The sequence below is a fragment of the Chloroflexaceae bacterium genome (assembly GCA_025057155.1).
Taxonomy (GTDB): domain Bacteria; phylum Chloroflexota; class Chloroflexia; order Chloroflexales; family Chloroflexaceae; genus JACAEO01.
Window position 1 is genome coordinate 28337 of the sequence record JANWYD010000015.1, and the last position, 19456, is coordinate 47792.

Below are 19456 nucleotides of genomic sequence, written 5' to 3' on the forward strand. Positions count from 1 at the left end.
GCCACCCGCGCCGTATGCCACTCCGCCAGCAGTTCGGCCACTTCCGCCCGGCGCTCCGCCTGCGTGCGCGCCCGCTCCGCGCGCGCCGTCGCCGCCGCCGCCACCCGCGCCGTATGCCACTCCGCCAGCAGTTCGGCCACTTCCGCCCGGCGCTCCGCCTGCGTGCGCGCCCGCTCGATGCGCCCGGTTGCTGCCTCCGCCAGGCGCGCTGCATGCAACTCCGCCAGCAGCCTGGCCACGCCATCGGAGCGAGGCGTGTTCAGAGCAGCATGCTGCGGATTGAAAAAACCGCGAGCGTGTGGTTCCGAAGTCGCGTTGGTGATCATGCTGTTCCTCCGGGTAGTCAGGCCTTTTCCGCAGCGGACCGTTGATCAGACACAAATGTTTATTTCGGATCTTGGATTTTGGATTTTGGATTGTTGGTTCTGGAGCCCCATGGGACCTGGCGACGATGCGCATGACTGTCTGGCACAACCGGAACACCTGTCTGTCCGCCACTTCTGACCCTCACTCCCTGGCCCCCTCATCCCGCGGGCGGGATGAGGGGGGCCGCGCTGGTGGCGGAGGGATGAGGAGAATGCCCACCACCTACGCGCGATGGGACAGGAATCCGGGCGACCCGTTCAGGTCTCAGCGCGACGCCGGCCGTGTGCGCGCAAACCGCATCCGAACGACAATGGTTCTAGGCCGGCGCCGCTGCCGAAGCCGTCAGGCCCACGGCCTCAGCATACTTGAGGTACGTATCAACGCCGGCGATCACCACGCGGGCCTCAATGGCCAGCAACTCGATACCGACCAGGGAGACGCGGGCCCAGGCGTCAATCACCACGCCCTTGTCCAGAATGCGATCCACGACTTCGGCCAGGCTGCTCGACGCATTCACCTTCTCGACGGCCATAAGTTCCTCCTGTGCTAGAACGTACACAACATGGGTGCGGAACCCGCAATCCATTAGATACGAAAAGCTCGCGTGTGGGTGTTAGCCCTTCGCGAGCGTTCAGTTAGGGATGTGTTAGGCGTCGGGCGCTGTTGCTAGCGTGCGGCAGCCTGGTTACCCTGCGCTTTTGCCGGCTGCTCGGATAAACCATTCCGCAGAATATACCCGTGGCGCGGCACGGTGCAGAGGTAGGCAGGCCGGGCGGGATCGCGTTCGATCTTGTTGCGCAGGTTCATCACGTGCCAGCGCACCAGCCCTGGTTCGGCGGCATCGGGCGCATATCCCCACACGTGCCGCAATAATTGTTCGCTAGAGTAGACCTCATCGGGGTGGCGCATCAGAAAGTTGAGCAACTCGAACTCGGCCGGGGTAAGCTGGCGCACCTCGTCGTCAATCTGTACGGTTCGGGTTTGCAGGTTCAGGCTCAGGGCGCCGACGCGGAGCACGCCGGTTTCGGCCAGGTTGGGCGCTGACCGGGCGGTGCGGCGCAGCAGGGCATGCACGCGCGCCTTCAGCTCACGGAGATCGAAGGGCTTAACCAGGTAATCATCGCCGCCCACCTCGAACCCGCGCAGGCGATCCTCAATCATATCCCGTCCCGTCAGGAAGAGCACCGGCACGTCGGCCAGGCCTGGATCGCGGCGCAGGGCGCGGCAGAGGGTGAGGCCGTCCATGTGCGGCATAGAGACATCGAGGATGATCAGATCCGGCATAATGTAGCGACAGAGTTCCAGGGCCTCGTTGCCGTCATAAGCGACCCTGAGCGTGTATCCCTCCTGGCGCAGAGCCTGACCGACGGCCCAGACAAGGTCGGCTTCATCGTCAACGATAAGTATCTGGCGCATGATCATCTCCTTGCACGCATCGGAATACGCAGCCGAGAATATCACGCAGCAGGCGGGATTGCGAGAGAGTTCCTCCTGTCATTACACATCGGCGGGCAGACGGATGGTGAAACAGGCGCCGCGGCCAGGCTGGCTCTCGACGCTGATGTGACCATGATGCTGCTGCACGATGCTATAGCTGATTGACAGGCCCAGGCCGGTGCCCATCCCGACGGGTCGCGTGGTGAAGAACGGGTCAAAAATGCGCGACAGATGCTCGGGAGCGATGCCGACGCCGGTATCACACACCAGGATTTCGATCTGCTCGCCAGCGCTGCGGGTTGTCACCGTAATGCGCCCGCCCTGAGGCATCGCCGCCATCGCATTGAGGATCAGGTTGGTAAAGACCTGCTGGAGCAGCACCGGATTGCCGTAGATCATCGGCACATCAGGACCGAACGCGCGAACCAGGTCAACGTTTGCCATCAGAAGCTGGTTGGCGAGCAGGGCAAAGGTCTCCTCCAGCACGTCGTGGACATTCAGCAACCGGTAGCGGTCCTGAGGCGGACGGGCGAACTTCAGCAGGTTCTCGATAATCAGCGCCGCGCGCCTGGTGGAAGCGACGATGTGCTGGAGGCACTGCCGGGCCAGTTCTGGAGCATCGTGGTACTCTTCAAGCAACTGCGCGTTGGTCTGGATAATCGCCAGCGGATTACGCAATTCGTGGGCGATGCCGCCCGCCATGACCCCCAGGGAGGCCATCTTGGCCGCCTGCACCACCTGCGCTTCGAGGCGTCGCCGCTCGGTGAGATCGCGACCTACGGCAATGATGCCCACTACCTTGCCCGCGTCGTCGCGCATGGCCGAACAATTCCAGGCCACAGTGATTGGATGCTGCGGATCGGCGGCGAGCAGGCTGATCTCGGTTTCCTTGACCTGCTCACCCGCCGCGAGACGCTTGAGCATGTCCTGCACCGCCCAGTGTTGATCAGGCGCGCAGAGCTTGACGAACGGCTCGCCGCAAACCTGCTCGGCTCGCAAGCCTGAGACCTGCTCGGCAGCCGGGTTCCAGGTAATGATCTTCCCATCCGGGGTCAGCGAGACTACCAGATCGCTGGCCTGATTGACCACGCCGGCAAGGTGCCGCTCGACGCGGCGCACCTCCTCGCCCAGCTTCTCGCGTTCGGTCACGTCTTCAATCAAGAGCAAGACATGATCAACGTCGGCGCCCTGTTTGAGCGGAACGAGGCGGTAGTAATAATTCCGTTTGCCCAGGCCAGGAGCGGTAAAAGCCACCTTTCCTCCATCGAACGCCGCTCCACTGGCAAACACTTCTTTGACGCGCTCTTCCAGGCGCATATACTGCAACAGCACCGCGGGAAACAGATGCTTGATGGTGCGTCCAATGGTCTGGACGGGATTGCGCCGCAGTTTGAGGAAGAAGTTCTGATTGGCCAGAACGACCTGGAGACGCCGGTTGAGCACGACCAGGGAGATCGGCAGACTCTCCAGGATGCGCTCCATGAACCGTTCACGATGGGCCAGTTCGGCGTACAGTTGCGCTGTTTTGAGCGCAAGGGCCTGCCGCTCGGCCACCAGGGCGGCGAACCACAGATCCTCCTCGGTGAATGGCGGCTCACCCTCCTTGCGGGCCAGGTTCAAGACGCCGTAGAGTTCGCCATCGCTGATCATCGGCACGCAGAGGGCCGAACCGATGGCGTCGCGGCGCATATGCCCGACCAGGTGGGCGGGGGCAGGACGGTCTGGCGAGAGCAGGAGCGGCTGGCGGTGCATAGCGACCCACCCGGCGATGCCTTCTCCGAGGGCGACACGGGTAGTTTGAACGATCGTTTCGGAGAGACCGATGGCCTCGGTGATCTGCAGGTGGTGCCGTTCAGGGTCAAAGGTCATTAGCGAGGCCCAGGCGGCGCGGGTGGCCTCGGCGACCACGCCGAGCAACGCGCGCCCCAGGCTGTTCGGGCTGCGCCGGTCCTGCAGCACATGCTGCCACAGGTCGAACAGCGAGGCCAGGGTTGGCTGCCAGATGCGGGCGGTATCGGGCGAAATAACCGGTTGCTGCATACGGGTGAGAGAACCAGCGCCGCTAAGCTGTTAATTCACCACGCTTTGCACACGCAAAACCCGATTTTGTCAATGAAACATATTGTTGGAAAGCAAATATTTTACGACACGAAATGACTATACTTCATCGTATTGGCCGTAGTATACAAGATACCGGTTACGAGAGTCCAGATAACTACAAACCATCGTATGTTATGCAACCTCCACGTTGCGAATCCTAACGCATCCCTAACGCAACGCTTGTGACACCCTAATAGCCTCGTTCCAACGGCGTGCCATACTGTCAATAGAGTACAACACCACTGTCCCGCATCGGCCTCCCAGGGCGGGACCGTCCTTGCGTCCACGCATATCGGCTGCCGGAGCATTCTGAGGAAGAGGTCTATGACTACTCCTGCAACATCCGCCGCGCGCGGGTCCGGGCCATCCCTGATGAAACTGGTGCAGCATATTCCCGAGACGCGCCGCTGGCGCCGCCAGGCTGACGCTCTGATCGTCATCGGCCGGCAATTCGAGCTGATGGCGCAGGAGCGCGGAGTCGAGGCGCACGTCGCGCTGGGCACGCTGCGTTTCTCGCTCTTTCATCTGCACCAGGGACGCATCGCGCAACTGGCGCCTCTGTGCCGGAGCGTGACAGTGTATGGCGAGGCCGATGTTGAGCCGCCAAAGATCCCCCATGTGACCTTTGTGCCGATGCCGGCAGGATCGCCGTTAAGCCAGGAATGGTTTCTGATCGTTGACAGTCCGGTATTCTGGGCCTCGATGATCAGCCGGGTCAGTGTGGATCGCGCCAATAGCGCAGCGCGACGTTACCAGTTCGAGGGGGTGCTGACAGCCGAGGAGCGGGTGGTCAGCCGCGCCAGTCTGCTCCTCAGCCTGGCGCGGGGCCAGGCGCCTCCCGAGGCGCCTCAGCGCGATCCGGTGAGTAATGCGGCCCGCTGGGCCAGGATCGCCTACGCCCTGGCAAGCCACTCGGAAGCGCAGCGCCTCAAGCTGGTTGATTGCCTCGGCGAGCTGCCCGAATTGCAGTCGCTGCTGGCCGAGTCCTCACTGGAGTACGACCAGATGGTGCCGCTGGCGATGGACGCCCTGCGCCGCTTCTGTGGCACGGTAGGCGAGTTGCTCTATCGCTACACGGACGGTTCCCTGGTGCCGGTTGCCTGGAGCGCGGCCAGTCCGCCGCCGCCGCACTCGCTGACCGAAGGACTGGTAGGGCAGGCTTTTCAGAAGCGCCAGCTCGCTATGCAGGCGCTGGTGCCCACCGATCCCGAGTATGCCCTTCTCGGCGGGGCCGCTTCGGCGCTTGCCATCCCGATCAGCGCCCGCGGCCAGCCCTGGGGCGTGCTGCTGATCGGCCAGGCGGAACCCGATCCGCACGAGGCGGAAGGGCTGGCACGGGCGGTGGGCCTGGCAACGTTGCTGGAACAGTTAATTGATTCTAGCGGGGAGAGCGCCGGCCAGCCTGCGCCGCGCGCGCCAGCGGCCCGGAAGACGGCCTTCGGCGCCACAGCCGCCGCCGCTCCCTTCGGCGCCGCGCCCTTCGGCCCCGGCGCCCCCGCCCCCGCTGCTGCCGCGCCCTTCGGCCCCGGCACCCCCGCCCCCACCGCCGCCCCCTTTGCGAATGGCGGTTTGAACTTGCCCGGAGCGGAGATCTTCGGACCGGGCAGAGCGGCGGAAGGATTCGCGGCGGCGCCCGCTCCGGGGTCGCCAGCGGCCGCGCCATCGCTGGCGTTCAGCGCGATCTCCGCTGCGAGCGCACCGCTGCCAGGGCCATCGGCTCCGTCGTTTGGCCTGCCGACATGGTTGCCTCCAGGAGCTGCAGAAGCGGCGACTGGCGGCGTGGCTGCTGGCCCGGCGGTTGTGACGCCCGGGCCTCAGGCGGGATCGCTGCCGCCCAGCCAGGGCTTCCCGATCTACCAGCGGCGCCTGCTGGGCGCGCTGGTGGCATTTGACCAGAATACTGCCGAGGAGGTCTGGCGCGAAGCCGGGGCGCTTTACCCGGCGGAGGCGCTGTGCACCGAGTTGCTGATGCCGGTGCAGGTGGCGATCGGCGAGGGCTGGCACCGGGGCGAAGTCTCGGTAGCTATGGAGCATTTCGCCAGCCGCTTCGTAGAGAGCAAGTTGCACAATCTGTTTACCGCCCACCGGGATAATCCCCACGGGCCGCTGGCGGTCATCGGCTGCGCCCAGGGCGAACTGCACGAGCTTGGCCCGCTTACCGTCGCGCTGTTCTTGAAATGGGCCGGATTTCGGGTAAACTACCTGGGGCAAACGGTGCCAAACTCAACCCTGGAATCGCTGGTGCGCACCCTGCGCCCCCAGATCCTGGGGCTATCGGCAACCACGGTAGAAGCGGCGCACCATCTAACCGAGGCCGGACAGATCCTCAGCCGGATCGAACCGCCACGTCCGCTGTTCATCTTTGGCGGCATGGCCTTCTTTGAGCGGCCCGATCTGCGGGCGCGCGTCCAGGGAGGCCAGTACATGGACGGCGATCCGCGGAGCATCGCGCGCCGTCTGGCGGCTCAGTTTATCAGGGGATAAGCGCCATGCCACTCGCTCTTTACCTTGACAGCACGCCCCGGGCGGGCATGGGCGTCGCGGAAGCGGATCAGGGAAAGGCTATGGACAGCTTCGAAATTGTGCAACGGCTTGAAGATCAGCGCCTGGCGATCATCGAGGACACCATCAATCAGGCGATGCGGGAACCGTTCTGGGTGCAACGGTATGGCGAAGGGATCCACGTGCGCTTGAAACTGGACCTGGATCGCAATTTTGGGGTGTTGATCCAGAGTATTCGCTACCGTTCGCCAATGATTTTCGAGGATCACACCCGCTGGCGGCGCGACCAGATCCGGGGCTTCGGCTGCTCGACCGGTCATATCCGCGAGATGTACGGCAACCTGTGGCGCGCCATTACCAGGCATGTGCCGGAGCAGTGGCATTCGTTCATTTTCGGATACATGCAAACAGCGCTGGAAAAGCTGGCCTTTGCCGACGCTACGGCACGGGCGGTCGCCGAGCAGCAGAACCTCCTTGCCGAAGATCTGGCCAGGGCGACCTTTGACCGGCACTGGCACTGGCAGGCGGCCTATCGCGCCGACGGGCGCGCGCGGCTGGTGTACGAATGCTGGTATCTGATTGACTATCTGGTTGACGCCCTGGGCGTGCGCAGCGCCACCACGCTGGGCCAGCACGTCCAATGGCAACGTGATGCGTGGATCAGGCGCGGCCTGTGCACCGGCCACATGCAGCACGTCCTCTGGCTGCTGGGCGAAGCGCTGTCGGCGCGGCTCGCCCCGGGGCAGGCGCAGGAGGCCCGGAACGCGCTGGCGGAGGTCGAGGGGGCGCTGGCCTATCAACGTGAGAGTTGCCAGGCGCTCCAGTCAATACAGGACGAATTGATTGAGCAGACGGCGGAACGGCTGATGGCGGCGGGCGTCGCCCCCGGCGGCGAGGAAACAACGACGGAAGTAAGCTGGTACATCGCCTACCTGCTTGACAGCATGGCTGCCGGAGCTGCCGATCCACTTGTCAACTACACCCGCTGGATGCAGCACTGGCTTGCTCACCAGGGGTTGCCCGACAGCCCGCTACGGCTGAGCTACGAGGCCCTGGGGGAAGCCATCACCCGTCTGGCGCCAGACTATGCCGCCCATGAGGCGTTAGCCGTGCTCCAGGTCGCTCACCGGGCGCTCTCCACCTGAAAGATCTTCAACCTGCCCCGGCGATGGTTCAAACCCGGGGCATCATCTGGAGGGCCGCGGGAAGGCTGCGCCTCCTCTCAACTCCCGTTCCGCCCGCGACGGCAGACCCGACCCGGCATCGCTGGGGGGCGCGCCCGCCGCGGGCGGAACTACCGGATCGCGGAACGTTAACCCTGCGGGCTGCGTCCGAACGGCAACCCGGAAGGTCGCGCAGCGCAACGATGTCTTAACCTGTGAAGGAGAGATGTTCATGATCAGTTCTGCGGCGTCCGTTTCGCTTCCAGCTTTGCTGGGAGTTTCGGCCAGCGCCGGATGCCTGCTCAGTCTCGATCAGGTGCGGCATCTGGCGATGCTGGCAGTACAGCGCCGCCCGGCGGATCTGCATGCGCGGATTATCTTCGGCGGGCCGCTTGGCGATCTGGAAGAGGGTACGCTGTGGGGCGATCCGTGGCAGAACGCGCCGTTTTTGATTATTGCCGGCGAGCAGGGGGCCCTGGCCCTGGTGTCGCGCGCCGAGGGAGAGCGCTTTCGCTGCGTGATGCTGAGCGACCCGGAGCGGGTGGACCACGCGGTGATGGCGCTCTCCCAGTTCGGCGACGAGACGCTGAGCCTGCCGGAACTGGCCGCGCCCGAGCCGCAACGCGCCTTTGTGGGAACACTGGTTGCGGCGCTGGTGGCCGATCCGCGCTTGAACGCGATCGATCTGCCCGCGCTGATGCCCGCCGAGCGGCGCTGGATCGAGCTGGCGCGGGTCTCTGGCCGCTGCCCCGACCTGCCCGCCCTCTTTGCCACTCCCGACCTGCGCCAGGCGCTCCACGAGCAAGGGGTGGATCGCGCGCTGATCGGGACGTTGAGCGCCGACCGGCGCCAGATGCGGGTGCTCGCTGCGATAGGCGGCAAAGGACCGGCGACGATCGGGTTGCAGGGACGTCTGGTTGACACGGTGCTGCGCAGCAGACGCCCCGGCAGCACCGCCAGCGCCGCCGAGAGCGGCCTGGACGCCGAGGGGCAACGCTGGCTGGGAACCTCGACGCTGACGGCGATCCCCCTGCAACGGGACGGCACTCTCTGGGGGCTGCTGCTGGCGGCGAGCCAGCGCCCGCTGGCGAACGCCGCGCGGGCAGCGTTGCACGGTCTGGGCGCGCTCATCAGCGCCACGCACGGGATCGCCGCGCCAACCGTCGGCGAGGCCGCTTCGCCAGCTTCTGCCGCCCGCTCCCCCCGACCGGGCGCCGCGGCGCCCGCTCCGCGAACCGGTGAGGTCGGGCCGATGCGCGCGCGCCGCCAGGCGGCGCTGGCTGGCGATATCGGCGCATTGTTCGAGCGCCTGACCGATGCGGTGGTGCTGGTGGACGGCCAGGGCCGGCTGGTGAGTTACACCTCCGCGGCGGCGGCGGCCCTGGGCCTGGGGCAAGCGGCGCGCGGACACAGCCTGGTCGAGAGCGGCGCGTCGTGCCTGACGCCACTGCTGAGCGAGGCGCTGATGGCCGATGGGCCAGTGGAGGGAACGGTGCAGTTGCCGCGGGGCGGGCAGGCAAACGTCACGGTGCGCGGCATTGACGATGCCCTCTGGAGCTTCCTCATCTTCCCCGCCGGCGAGCCGAAGAGCGCCCCGCCGGCGCCGCAGCCGAAGCAGCCGGCCGCCCTGAGCGAACGCGAGCAGCAAGAGACCTTCCTGAGCAACTTTTCGCGCGTCATTCAGGTTCCATTACGGGAGTTGCGCACCCTGATCACCAGCGTGCCGGCAGCAGGCGAACTCAACGAGCAACAGTCGCGCCTGATCGGGCAGGTGGTGCGGCTGAACAGCGAGTTAACAATGCTGGTGAACGACCTGCTCTCGCTAGGGCAGATCCGCCTTCAGGCCCAGGAAGTCGGCGCGCCATTGCGCCTCGATCTGCTGATCGAAGCCGCCGTCGGCCTGCAATACGCCGAGTTCGGGCGACGGGGCCAGCACGTGACAGTGGACCTGGCGCCCGGCCTGCCGCGGGTGATCGGCTCTGAAGAAGGGCTGGGCCGGGCGATCAATGCCTTGATTGACAATGCGATCAAGTACAGCCCCGGCGGGGCGCACATCCGCGTCGCCGCGCGCCACGAAGCCGGCAATGTTCTGGTCATGGTCGAAGATAGCGGGTATGGACTGAGCGAAGAGGAGGCGGCGCAGGTCTTTGAACCCTTCTACCGGGCCGAAAGCGCCGAACGCGCGGGCGTATCGGGCCGAGGTCTGGGGCTGACAATCGCCAAAGCAGTGATCGAGCAACACGGCGGCCAGATCTGGGTTGACAGCCGTCCCGAGGGCGGCAGCACCTTCACGTTCCGGCTGCCCTGCGCTGATACAGACGCCGCCGGGGGAGCGTAATGCTGCGAATGAGGGTTTCAGATCTCTGGGCGGCCCTGCCTGACAGGCGCTCCTCCGCCGCGCAGAGTACAGTGTGGAGGTGTGGAGGTAAAGGGGCGAGGGCCAGACCGCCTGGCGAGATTCGAGATTCAAGGACGCCTGATCCAGCGCCAGGCGAGCGGCTGGGAACAGCGCGACCCCAACCTCACCCTGACGCGCTCCGTCCAATCTGCGATCCAGCCTTTGCGATTAACAATCGCGCGAAGAGGGGATGTACGGGGATGAAGTACCGGGTGCTGATCGTTCAGGCGAATCCGGCGCTGAGCCAGAGTTGGGAACAGGCGCTCACCGCTGCAGGGGCCGACCACGGCTTGCAGGTCCATGTGCAGAGCGTGCGTTCGGTCGCTGCCGGCCAACTTGTGGCCGGACGCCAGCCCTTCGATCTGGTCATTGCCAGTCTACAGGTCGAGAGCCTCAGTCTCATCCGCCGGCTTCGCAAACGATGGCCCAACCTCCGCGCCCTGTTGCTCCACCCGCCCGACGCGAGCGCGGTCAGCCTGCGCGAAGCGGAACTGGCCGGTTGCAGCCTCGCGCCGCAGCCGGCGTCGGCCAGAGATCTGGTTGCGGCGGTAGGCAAGGCCCTCGAGCTGCCGTTAGGGATCGGGCCGGCGCCGCAGCCCGACACTGATCGCCCGGCGGCGACGATGGCCGATGTGCTGCTGCTCCTTGATATGTTGCGGCGGCAGACGCAGGCGCAATTTGTGATCTACACCGATAATCTCGGCAACACCGTGGCCCAGCAGGGGGATGCCGCGAACCTGGAGGTGGACGCCATCACCTCGTTGATTGCCAGCAGTTCAATCAACATTGCCGAACTAGGACGGGCGCTGGGCGACCAGCAGGTCGGCTGCCTGATTGTGCTGGAAGGGGTCCAATTTGATATTTATGCGACCAACGTGGGCAGCCAGCACCTCCTTGCCCTTGTGTTCGCCAAAGAGTTCGTGGAACCGCGGCTGGGCTATATCTGGCTGCAACTCAAGCGCAGCGCCCAGCAACTCAAGGGGATGCGTCTGGTGAAAGGAACGCCGGGCGAAGTCATCGCCGCCGAACTCAGCGCCTCCCTGAACCGCGAATTCGAGCGCCTGTTTGGCGACACGTTACAGCATCAAGAATGACCAGGAGCGCCAGCATGTCACGTTCTTCTATCGTTCTGTCTCCAGCCCATCTGGCGGCTATCCAGAACTTGCTCGCCCAATTCGGCCAGCAGGCCGATGTACGGTGCGCATTTCTGGGCGACCTGAGCGGCCAGGAACTGGCAAGCTGGGAAGGTCGCGGGCAGCTCGATGTGTCGAGCGTCGCCGCGCTGGCCGCGGGCGATCTCATGGCCACGATGGAGATCGCGCAACTGCTGGGGGGTAAGCGCACCTGTAATCTGATTGTCCAGGAACATGACGATATGACCATCCTCGTCTCGCGGGTTGGCGAGGGGCTGTTCCTGTTGCTGGCCACAGCCAAAGACGTGCCCCTGGGATGGTCGCGACTGGCAATCAAACGTGCAGCGGAACGCATCCTGGCGATCGTCGGCAAGGCCGCCATGACGCCGCCGCCCTCGGCTGTAAACGACGATTTTGTGCGCAATTTCGCCGCCCACCTTGATAATATCTGGTAGGAGGAATGTATGTTTATCAACTGGGCGCTGGGCGAAATCAATTTGAAGATTGTATACTACGGCGCGGCATTGAGCGGCAAGACTACTAATTTGCAGTTCATCTATGCGCGCACGCCAGCTAATTTGCGCGGACGGCTTATCTCGTTGAAGACCCAGCAGGATCGCACGCTGCTGTTTGATTTTCTGCAACTGGAGATCGGGAAGGTTGCCAACCTTAGACCAAAGTTCAAGCTCTACACTGTGCCCGGTCAGGTCTACTACGCCGCCAGCCGGCGCCTGATCCTCCAGGGCACCGACGGCGTCGTTTTTGTGGTCGACTCGCAGGCTGGACGCATGTCGGAAAACGAGGAGTCCTGGTACACTATGGAACAGCACCTGATCGAACTGGGCCATGACCTCAACACGTTTCCGATTGTGGTCCAGTTCAACAAGCGCGACCTGCCGCACGCCCTGCCCGTCCAGGAGTTGCGCCGGCGCCTGCCGATTGAAGGGCGCCCCTGCTTCGAGGCGTCGGCGATCAAAGGCTACGGGGTCTTCGATACGCTGAAAGCGAGCATGAACAGCGTGGTGGCAGCCGTGCGACGCGCCGTGTAGTCGCGGAGGTAGCGGTGATGTTTTTGCAGGGCAGTTTCAGCACCATCAGCGCCGCAGCCCTGATTCAGACGCTCTGCAACGAGCGGCGCGCGGCGCAGATCGAAGCCTGGCGCGAGAAAGCCGTGGCGCGCGTCTGGGTGGACGAAGGCCTGGTGATTGCCGCGCAATGCGAAGGGCGCGAAGGCCCTGAGGCGGTATTTCGTCTGATTGAGTGGCCCGATGGCCTGTTCAGGGTCGTGCGACTGCCGGCCAATGTTCAGGCCACGATGGCCGTGCCACCTGAAGAGTTGCTGCTCGAGGCGGCGCGCCGCCGCGATGAGCGCATCGGATGAACCGCAACCGGCGTCGCTGGTTAAAGGGTGCAGGGAAACCGGGTTTCCCCGCACCCCTTCTAGCGCAGGGTGCAGAAGGTCCGCCTCCTCCGAGGACGACCGCTACCGTTGAAGGGGAACGATGGCCACATCAGACAGCGCAGTTACGCGCCGCGACATAATCATGCTCATCGTCCGGCGCGAAGCGCGCGAACTGCTGGGCGACTGGCGCATTGTGACGCCGATCCTGCTGCTGGCGCTGGCGCTGCCAATGCTGCTCGTCGCCGCCGCGGGGCGGATCGTCGGCTTTCTGGAAGATGCCAGTTTCGCCATACGCCTGATCCCTTTCGGCGCGCTGCTGGTGGGCTTTCTGCCGGCCAGTTTTTCGCTGATCGCTGCGCTCGAGTCCTTCGTGGGCGAACGCGAGCGGAACAGTCTCGAAACGTTGCTGGCGATGCCGCTCTCAGATGCCGAGCTCTACCTGGGCAAGTTTCTCGCCGCTCTGCTGACGCCGCTGGTCGCCAGTCTGGCGGCGATGCAGATCTACGTGGGATTGTTGCTCGGGTTCATGCCGGAGCTGTACTTCGGAATGATGACCCTGCCGCGCCTGCTGCTGCTCATTCTGCTGGTGTGCTGCATGGCCCTGGTGATGGTGAGCGGCGCGGTCGTGATCTCGGCGCATATTTCGACTGTGCGCGCCGCCAATCTTATGTCGAGCTTCATTCTGGTGCCGATGGCCGGGGTGATGCAACTGGCGGCGTTCTGGATCATCAACGAGCGCTGGGCGCAGCTCTGGCTGATCGCAGCGGCGCTGGGCGTGCTGGCGGCGATCCTTGTCCGCGCCGGGATGCGCACCTTCAACCGCGAGGAACTGCTGGCCCGCGAGCACCGCCAGGGGCAGTGGCAACCGCTGCGCCGACGACCGGCGGCGCGCGCCGCGCTGCTGGCGCCCCCGCCCCTGGCCCTGGTGATCGCCCGGCGTGAACTGGCCGAAACCCTGAGCGACTGGCGGGTACTGCTGCCGCTGGGCGTCCTGACAGTGGGCCTGCCGGCGGCGCTGGTGGCCGCGACAAACTGGGCGCTTGGCTTTGTGGCCAGCGCCGAGGTGCTGGGACGCCTCGTGCCATTCGTGGGCGTGCTGGTGGGTTTCGTGCCGGCCAGCTTCGCCTTGATTACGGCGATCGAGTCGTTTGTGGGCGAACGCGAGCGGAATAGCCTGGAGGCGCTCCTGGCCATGCCTCTCAACGACCGGCAGTTGTACACGGGCAAGCTCGTGGCCGCGCTGCTGGCGCCGCTGGCCGGCAGTCTGGCGGCCATGGGCGTGTTCCTGGGGCTGACGCGACTGATCCATCCGGCGCTGTATGCAGCGGGAATGACGCCGGAGGTTCTCACTCAGATCACGCTGATGCTAATAGCGATCTGCGTGTTGATGGTCGCCGGCGCGGTGGTGATCTCGACGCATACCGGCAGCGTGCGCGCGGCGACGCTGCTGGCCTCGGCGGTGCTGTTGCCGACGGCAGTGGCAGTGCAGTTGCAGGCGCTGCTGTTCATCGCCCGACGCTACGATGTGCTCTGGTACATGCTGGCGGCAATGGCGCTCGTCGCTCTGGCGTTGATCCGCAGCGGGCTGGCCGGATTCAACCGTGAGGAGATCCTGTCGCGGGAGCATGAGGATCTTAGCCTGGGACTGCTCCGGGCGCGCTTCCGGCTTTTCTTTTGCGAGCACCAGCCCGCGGGGGTATTGTCCGCCAGCTATGCCGGGCTGCCCTTTTCACCCGGCCGGTTTTATCGCCAGGAGTTCCCCGCCCTGCTGCGCGAGCTGCGCCTGCCGTTGCTCTGCGCGCTGCTGGCCGTGGCTTCCGGCCTGGCCCTGGGCTGGTACTACGGAACCCAGGCCCCGCTGCGCCCGCTTGTCCGGCTGCTGGAGGGCCTGGGCGACACCCCGGCGCCATCGCCGGGCCTGGCGCTGGGGATCTTTGCCAACAATCTGCGGGTCTCCCTGCTCTCCAACCTGCTCTCGGCGCTGAGCCTGGGGCTGTTCGCCTTCCTCGTGCCGTTCGTGGCCTTCACCCAGATCGGCTTCGTGGCCGGGGCGCTCACGGCGCGGGGAGGAGAGTGGCTGGCCCTGGGCGCGGATAGTCCATCGCAGTTTCTACTGGCCTACGTGCTACCCCACGGGGTGATCGAGTTGCCGGCCTTTGTGCTCAGCGCCGCGCTGGGCCTGCGCATCGGCGCGGCGCTGCTGGCGACGCCGCCAGGCTTCACGATAGGCGAAAACCTGCTGTGGAGCCTGGCTGCCTTCGCCAAGGTCTGGGTGCTGGTGCTGCTGCCGCTGATAGCCGTCGCAGCCGCTGTGGAGGGACTGATTTCACCCCTGATTATTCGGCTGCTGTATGGGGGGTGAGGAGGTGTGGATGATGTGGAGGCGTGGAGGTGTGGAGGTGTGGAGGTGTGGAGGGTCTGGGATAGCTTTGTCTTTCCAGACCCTCCCTTTCTCCAGGGGTGCAGAACCCTCGTAGATCCCTCCCTCAATCCGGCAACTCTCGATGAACCTCCAGCCCGTACTCACGGGCCACTTCGAGCAGCACCGCGGCGAGTTCAATCGAAGCGGCGATTTCGTCTTTGTTGATCGAAACGCTCTCAATGCACAGGCCGAGGGGAATGTGCCCGGTGTAGGGCTGATCGAGCACGCGGCGCAGGATGTCGCGACAGACGGCGATGGAACGGCTGAGGGGGGCGTCATCGTTCAGGATAGCCGCCGCGGTCGCGTCGGGAATGGCAATGCCCAGCCAGCGAATAAAGGCCATAGTCGGCTCGCGCCCGACGGGAACGAAGTCGAGCAGAATGCGCCGGGGTGTGAGACCGCGCTCGGCGCAGTCGCGGGCGTAGTCGTTGAGCAGGCGCACGGTTGGTTCAGCGTCGTAGACAGCCTGAGAGATAAAGTAGCGGCACCCGCGTTCGGTTTTCTGAATGATCCGCAGGCTCTCGCTACGCTGGGCTGAGTGGCGCTCGGCAATAGTAACACCGCCGAGCACGAAGCCCGCAGCATGGGCGGCGGCGATCTCCGAGGCGCGGCTGAGAGCGATGCTGCTGTGAGCCAGTTTGGAACTCGACAACCCCACCAGTGACAGGTAACGCACCCCATAGCGTTCGTGGGCCTCGTCGAGCCAGGCGGGCCAGCTTGCTTCGGTTTCATTGACGATGCACTTGTAGGTCACTGTGGCCAGACCGGTCAACTCGCGGAGCAGCGCGGCGTAGATCGGCGGTTCAATGGTGGGCAGGAAGGGAAAGGGACGGGGCTCGGCAGTGCGGGCGGATTCGTCCTGGACATCGTAGACGACGAGGCCATCGAGGGGCAGGGCGGCGACGCGCCCTGCAAGTCGGGTCGCAGCGAGGTGGATACGCTCTGGAGGGGTGTTGGCGCGGGGAGGTGTGGTACCGTAGAGGAGCACGAGCCGGCGAGGATCGGTGAGAATATGTTCGAGGGCCATTCTGCGTGTTCCTTTGTGTGAAGTGGCACAACGAGCAGAGTGTACGCCGTGGGCGGAAGGATGTCAAGGCAAAGCGCCAGGCCGGCGAGGGTTAGAGCCGGCCCTGCCTTCCGGATTGCCGCATCCAACCTCATCATTCCAGCAAGTGCTCGGCGAAAATCAGGCGCCGGGTGCGGGTCTCGGAGCGGAGGATGAGCGAGTTGGTGGTGGCCCGGTCGCCCTCGAAGCGCACGCCTTTGAGCAGCAGGCCATCGGTGATGCCGGTGGCAACGAAGAAGATCTGATTGCTGCGCACCATATCATCGAGCGAGAACACGCAACGGGTGTCAAGACCGGCGGCGGCGACGGCGGCCGCCTCGTCGCGGCTCTGCGGAGACAGGCGCCCCAGCATGCCGCCACCGAGAGCTTTGACGGCGCAGGCGGCAATCACCCCCTCTGCCGTGCCGCCAACACCCATCAACGCATCCACGGGGCTATCATGGGAGGCGGCGAGCACCGCGCCGGAAATATCGCCATCGTCGGCAAGCATCACCCGCGCCCCGGCGGCGCGGATCTCTTCGATCAGGTCGGCATGGCGCGGGCGCTCCAGCACGAAGACCGTCAGGTCACGCACCAGCTTACGTTTGGCGCGGGCAATCAGCCCCAGGGTCCAGGCGGCGGGGGCGTCGAGACACTCCGGGACCAGCGCCGGAGCGACGGCGCGGTCAACCACGAGTTTGTCCATATACACTGCGGGCGCCGGGGCCCACATTGCTCCGCGCACGGAGACGGCGGCAACGGCCACGGCGCCGGGTCGCCCGCGGGCCAGCAGGCGACGCCCATCAATCGCGTCAACCACCACATCCACGGCGATTCCGCGCCCGCTGCCCACCCGCGCGCCTCCCACCAGGGCCTCGGGCACCACCTGGCGGCCCTCTTCGCCGCAGACAATCCGCCCATCGAACTCCAGTTCGTTCAGGGCCGCCACCATGGCAGCCGTTGCAGCCTGATCAGCCTCTTCACGCCGCCCGAGGCCCATCCAGCGGGCCGCGGCCAGCGCCGCCGCCTCGGTGGCCCGCACCAGGTCAAGGCCGGTATTGCGGTTCAGGCATGGTTCGGACATGCTGGTCCCCTTGAGTAGATCTGGCTGCGCGGTCCCTTGCGCACCTGTTCGGGGGAGATGCAGCGGGCGCGAACCCGCCGCGGACGACCAGAAACGTGCACCTCGGCGTCTCTCCGCGCCCCTCCGCATCCTACGCGAGCGACCGGGCGCCCTCCTCCTCTCCCACCGCGGTCAGCAAGTTTTGCCCCTCCCAGGCCAGCAGGCCGCCCTCCAGTACGGCCAGATTATTATAGCCCCGACCGACGAGCACGGCTGCCGCGCGGGTGCTGCGGCGCCCGCTGCGACACACCAGCACCAGTCGCCGGTCGCGCGGCACTGCCTGCGGGTCGCTGAGCAGGGTGGGCAGCGGCACAAGCATCGAGCCGGGCACGCGCCCGTTGCGAAACTCGCGTGGTTCGCGCACATCCACGACCAGCGGCGGGTCAGGGCTATGCAACTCGGCCCACAACTCGCGCGGCGCCACCACTGGAGCAGGCCGGGCATCGAGCGGCAGGAGCGGAATGTGAGGCGCGCCGCCCCCCGGCAGGGTGCGCTTGGGCAGGCTCTGGCACTCCAGAAAAGCACGCCGCTCACACTCATACACGCACACCGCCGGATCGAGCACGCGGTAGAAGAGCGTATCAATAGCCGTATCCTCGTCGAGAATCTGCCGGGGGTCAAGGTGCTCGAAGAAGCCGCTGGCCTGCATCCGCTCCAGCACCGGGCCGCGCACGCGGGTGAAGAACAGTTCGCCGCCCTGTTCGAGGAGCTTCTGGCGCAGATTTTCAAGCATTCTGATGCCGCTGATGTCAATATGCTGCACGCTGTGCATGCGCAGCAGCAGGAAGCGCTGGCCGGGCGTGGCGGCAAGAATGGCGTTGAGAGCCTCTTCGACGTGATTAACGGCGCCGAAGTACAGATCGCCGAGAATATCAACCACGGCCAGTTGCGGGCATTGTGGCCGCCCGGCGTGGGGCTCCCAGTGCTTGAACTCGGCGTCGGGAAGGACGGCGACCACTCGTGGCGCGCTGGTGCGGAGCAAATAATAACCCAATGACATCAGCACGCCGATCAGAATGGCGAACTGCAACGGCAGCAGCAGTGTGGCCACCAGGGTCACACCCATAATCAGCGCGTCGCCAGGATCGCCGCGGCGCAGACGCTGCATTGACCTGAGATCGATCATGCTCCAGGCCGTCACCACCAGCGCGCCGGCCAGTACCGGGCGGGGCAGGTGCGCCAGCAGGGGCGCGAGGAGGAACATCGCCCCCAGAATGAACAGACCCGAGAAGGCATTGCCGAGGGCCGTTTTCGCTCCGGACTGGAAGCTCAGCGCCGAGCGGTTAAAAGAGCCGGAGCAGGGATACCCCGAAAAGAACCCGGCGGCGATGTTGGCCATCCCCTGACCTACGAACTCCTGGTTGCTGTCGAGGCGCTGCCGCGAGTGGCTGGCGATGGCCCGGGCGATGGCGACGGCTTCCACCAGGCCGATGATAGCCAGGGCCAGGGCGCCGTTCGCCAGATGGCCGATCAGCTCCAGGTCGAGCAGGGGCAGACTGGCCAGGGGGGGCAGCCCGGCGGGTTGGGGACCAAGTACGCTCACGCCCATTCCTTCAAAGCCGAGCACATAGGCGGCGACGGCCACCACGGTCACGCCAACCAGCACCGCCGGCACCTGACGGGTGATGCGCGGCCAGAGAAAGATAATCAGCATCGTAGCCACGCCCAGCAGGATCGAGGGGAGATGGGCAGCGCCAAGTTGGCGGGCGGCGCCGACCAGCGTTTCGAACAGACCCGCCGAGGGGGGCAGATCAATGCGCAAAAGCGGTTCGATCTGATTGGAGATGATCAGGATGCCGGCCCCGGCCGTAAAGCCGACCGCCACCGAGTCAGAAACGAAATTGACCAGCAGCCCCAGGCGCGCCATGCCCAGCAGCAACCGAATGACGCCAGCCATCACCGCGATCAGCCCGGCGGCGGCGACAAACTCGGGCGAGCCGGGGGCGGCGATCGGCAGCAACACCGAGAGCGTCACGATCGAGGCGGTATTGGTGGGGCCACTGTGGAGATGGCTCGATGACCCCCAGAGCGCGCCGGCAATCGAGGCCACCATCGCCGAGTACAGCCCCATTGCCGGGGGCAGACCTGCCAGCAGCGAGAAGGCCAGGGCCTGGGGGAGCAACACCAGGCCCACCGTAACCCCGGCGAGCAGATCATCGCGCAGGGCGCCCCGCGGGTAATGCCGCAGCAAGCGGACGGGCTGGCCCAGCAGCAGCGGGACGGTACGGAGGTGGCCGAGCATCGGCGTTCTCGTCACAGACGGTCAGGCGCAGCAGAGGGAACGGTACCACCGGCGCGGGGATGTGTCAAGGGAGGCGGATGGGGATAGTGTGCGCCTCTACCGAACACGTTCGCACCGCCGCAA

General features: G+C 65.4%; 15 protein-coding genes. 8 read left to right on the forward strand and 7 right to left on the reverse strand.

What is annotated here, in order from left to right:
- The 4 genes from NZU74_14285 to NZU74_14300 all read right to left on the reverse strand — a co-directional run.
- Positions 1-326, reverse strand: a 326-nt coding sequence (locus NZU74_14285) for a hypothetical protein (GenBank protein MCS6882499.1), incomplete at its 3' end; no start/stop codon positions are given.
- A 356-nt stretch (positions 327-682) separates the two neighbouring features.
- Positions 683-898 carry a gas vesicle structural protein GvpA gene (gene gvpA, locus NZU74_14290; GenBank protein ID MCS6882500.1) on the reverse strand — a complete coding sequence of 72 codons (216 nt, stop codon included), beginning with the start codon at positions 896-898 and terminating at the stop codon, positions 683-685.
- A 134-nt stretch (positions 899-1032) separates the two neighbouring features.
- Positions 1033-1782, reverse strand: a complete 750-nt coding sequence (locus tag NZU74_14295) for a response regulator transcription factor (GenBank protein ID MCS6882501.1) — start codon at positions 1780-1782, stop codon at positions 1033-1035.
- 81 nt (positions 1783-1863) lie between these two features.
- A complete protein-coding gene (locus NZU74_14300) occupies positions 1864-3843 on the reverse strand; it encodes a PAS domain-containing protein (protein ID MCS6882502.1) in 1980 nt (659 codons plus the stop codon).
- Positions 3844-4227: 384 nt separating this feature from the next.
- On the opposite strand from NZU74_14300, the gene NZU74_14305 reads away from it, so the two are divergent.
- The 8 genes from NZU74_14305 (at position 4228) to NZU74_14340 (ending at position 14863) form a co-directional block, all read left to right on the forward strand.
- Positions 4228-6387, forward strand: a complete 2160-nt coding sequence (locus NZU74_14305) for a cobalamin-dependent protein (GenBank protein MCS6882503.1) — start codon at positions 4228-4230, stop codon at positions 6385-6387.
- 5 nt (positions 6388-6392) lie between these two features.
- The gene (locus NZU74_14310) at positions 6393-7550 is read left to right on the forward strand and encodes a hypothetical protein (protein ID MCS6882504.1); all 1158 of its coding nucleotides are present in this window, start codon (positions 6393-6395) and stop codon (positions 7548-7550) included.
- Positions 7551-7800: 250 nt separating this feature from the next.
- Positions 7801-9906, forward strand: coding sequence for a HAMP domain-containing histidine kinase (locus NZU74_14315; protein MCS6882505.1), 2106 nt, complete (start codon positions 7801-7803; stop codon positions 9904-9906).
- A 260-nt stretch (positions 9907-10166) separates the two neighbouring features.
- Positions 10167-11060, forward strand: a complete 894-nt coding sequence (locus NZU74_14320; GenBank protein MCS6882506.1) for a hypothetical protein — start codon at positions 10167-10169, stop codon at positions 11058-11060.
- A gap of 14 nt (positions 11061-11074) precedes the next feature.
- Complete coding sequence (locus NZU74_14325; GenBank protein MCS6882507.1) at positions 11075-11554, forward strand: roadblock/LC7 domain-containing protein; 480 nt, start codon at positions 11075-11077, stop codon at positions 11552-11554.
- A gap of 9 nt (positions 11555-11563) precedes the next feature.
- Complete coding sequence (locus tag NZU74_14330; GenBank protein ID MCS6882508.1) at positions 11564-12148, forward strand: ADP-ribosylation factor-like protein; 585 nt, start codon at positions 11564-11566, stop codon at positions 12146-12148.
- A gap of 17 nt (positions 12149-12165) precedes the next feature.
- The gene (locus tag NZU74_14335) at positions 12166-12480 is read left to right on the forward strand and encodes a DUF4388 domain-containing protein (protein ID MCS6882509.1); all 315 of its coding nucleotides are present in this window, start codon (positions 12166-12168) and stop codon (positions 12478-12480) included.
- Positions 12481-12601: 121 nt separating this feature from the next.
- A complete protein-coding gene (locus NZU74_14340) occupies positions 12602-14863 on the forward strand; it encodes a stage II sporulation protein M (GenBank protein MCS6882510.1) in 2262 nt (753 codons plus the stop codon).
- Positions 14864-14987: 124 nt separating this feature from the next.
- Here NZU74_14340 and NZU74_14345 read toward each other — a convergent pair whose 3' ends face one another.
- The 3 genes from NZU74_14345 to NZU74_14355 all read right to left on the reverse strand — a co-directional run bounded on the left by NZU74_14345 (position 14988) and on the right by NZU74_14355 (position 19333).
- Positions 14988-15950: a hypothetical protein gene (locus tag NZU74_14345; GenBank protein ID MCS6882511.1), complete on the reverse strand. Its 963-nt coding sequence runs from the start codon at positions 15948-15950 to the stop codon at positions 14988-14990.
- A 133-nt stretch (positions 15951-16083) separates the two neighbouring features.
- Positions 16084-17052 (reverse strand): class II fructose-bisphosphatase, encoded by a 969-nt coding sequence (glpX, locus tag NZU74_14350; GenBank protein ID MCS6882512.1) that lies wholly within the window; start codon positions 17050-17052, stop codon positions 16084-16086.
- Positions 17053-17182: 130 nt separating this feature from the next.
- A complete protein-coding gene (locus tag NZU74_14355; GenBank protein ID MCS6882513.1) occupies positions 17183-19333 on the reverse strand; it encodes a SulP family inorganic anion transporter in 2151 nt (716 codons plus the stop codon).
- Positions 19334-19456: the final 123 nt, after the last annotated feature.

Bases quoted from the DNA above. Each gene is read 5' to 3' on its own strand.
- gvpA (MCS6882500.1), bottom strand. From the start codon at position 898: ATGGCCGTCGAGAAGGTGAATGCGTCGAGCAGCCTGGCCGAAGTCGTG.
- NZU74_14295 (MCS6882501.1), bottom strand. From the start codon at position 1,782: ATGCGCCAGATACTTATCGTTGACGATGAAGCCGACCTTGTCTGGGCC.
- NZU74_14300 (MCS6882502.1), bottom strand. From the start codon at position 3,843: ATGCAGCAACCGGTTATTTCGCCCGATACCGCCCGCATCTGGCAGCCA.
- NZU74_14305 (MCS6882503.1), top strand. From the start codon at position 4,228: ATGACTACTCCTGCAACATCCGCCGCGCGCGGGTCCGGGCCATCCCTG.
- NZU74_14310 (MCS6882504.1), top strand. From the start codon at position 6,393: ATGCCACTCGCTCTTTACCTTGACAGCACGCCCCGGGCGGGCATGGGC.
- NZU74_14315 (MCS6882505.1), top strand. From the start codon at position 7,801: ATGATCAGTTCTGCGGCGTCCGTTTCGCTTCCAGCTTTGCTGGGAGTT.
- NZU74_14320 (MCS6882506.1), top strand. From the start codon at position 10,167: ATGAAGTACCGGGTGCTGATCGTTCAGGCGAATCCGGCGCTGAGCCAG.
- NZU74_14325 (MCS6882507.1), top strand. From the start codon at position 11,075: ATGTCACGTTCTTCTATCGTTCTGTCTCCAGCCCATCTGGCGGCTATC.
- NZU74_14330 (MCS6882508.1), top strand. From the start codon at position 11,564: ATGTTTATCAACTGGGCGCTGGGCGAAATCAATTTGAAGATTGTATAC.
- NZU74_14335 (MCS6882509.1), top strand. From the start codon at position 12,166: ATGTTTTTGCAGGGCAGTTTCAGCACCATCAGCGCCGCAGCCCTGATT.
- NZU74_14340 (MCS6882510.1), top strand. From the start codon at position 12,602: ATGGCCACATCAGACAGCGCAGTTACGCGCCGCGACATAATCATGCTC.
- NZU74_14345 (MCS6882511.1), bottom strand. From the start codon at position 15,950: ATGGCCCTCGAACATATTCTCACCGATCCTCGCCGGCTCGTGCTCCTC.
- glpX (MCS6882512.1), bottom strand. From the start codon at position 17,052: ATGTCCGAACCATGCCTGAACCGCAATACCGGCCTTGACCTGGTGCGG.
- NZU74_14355 (MCS6882513.1), bottom strand. From the start codon at position 19,333: ATGCTCGGCCACCTCCGTACCGTCCCGCTGCTGCTGGGCCAGCCCGTC.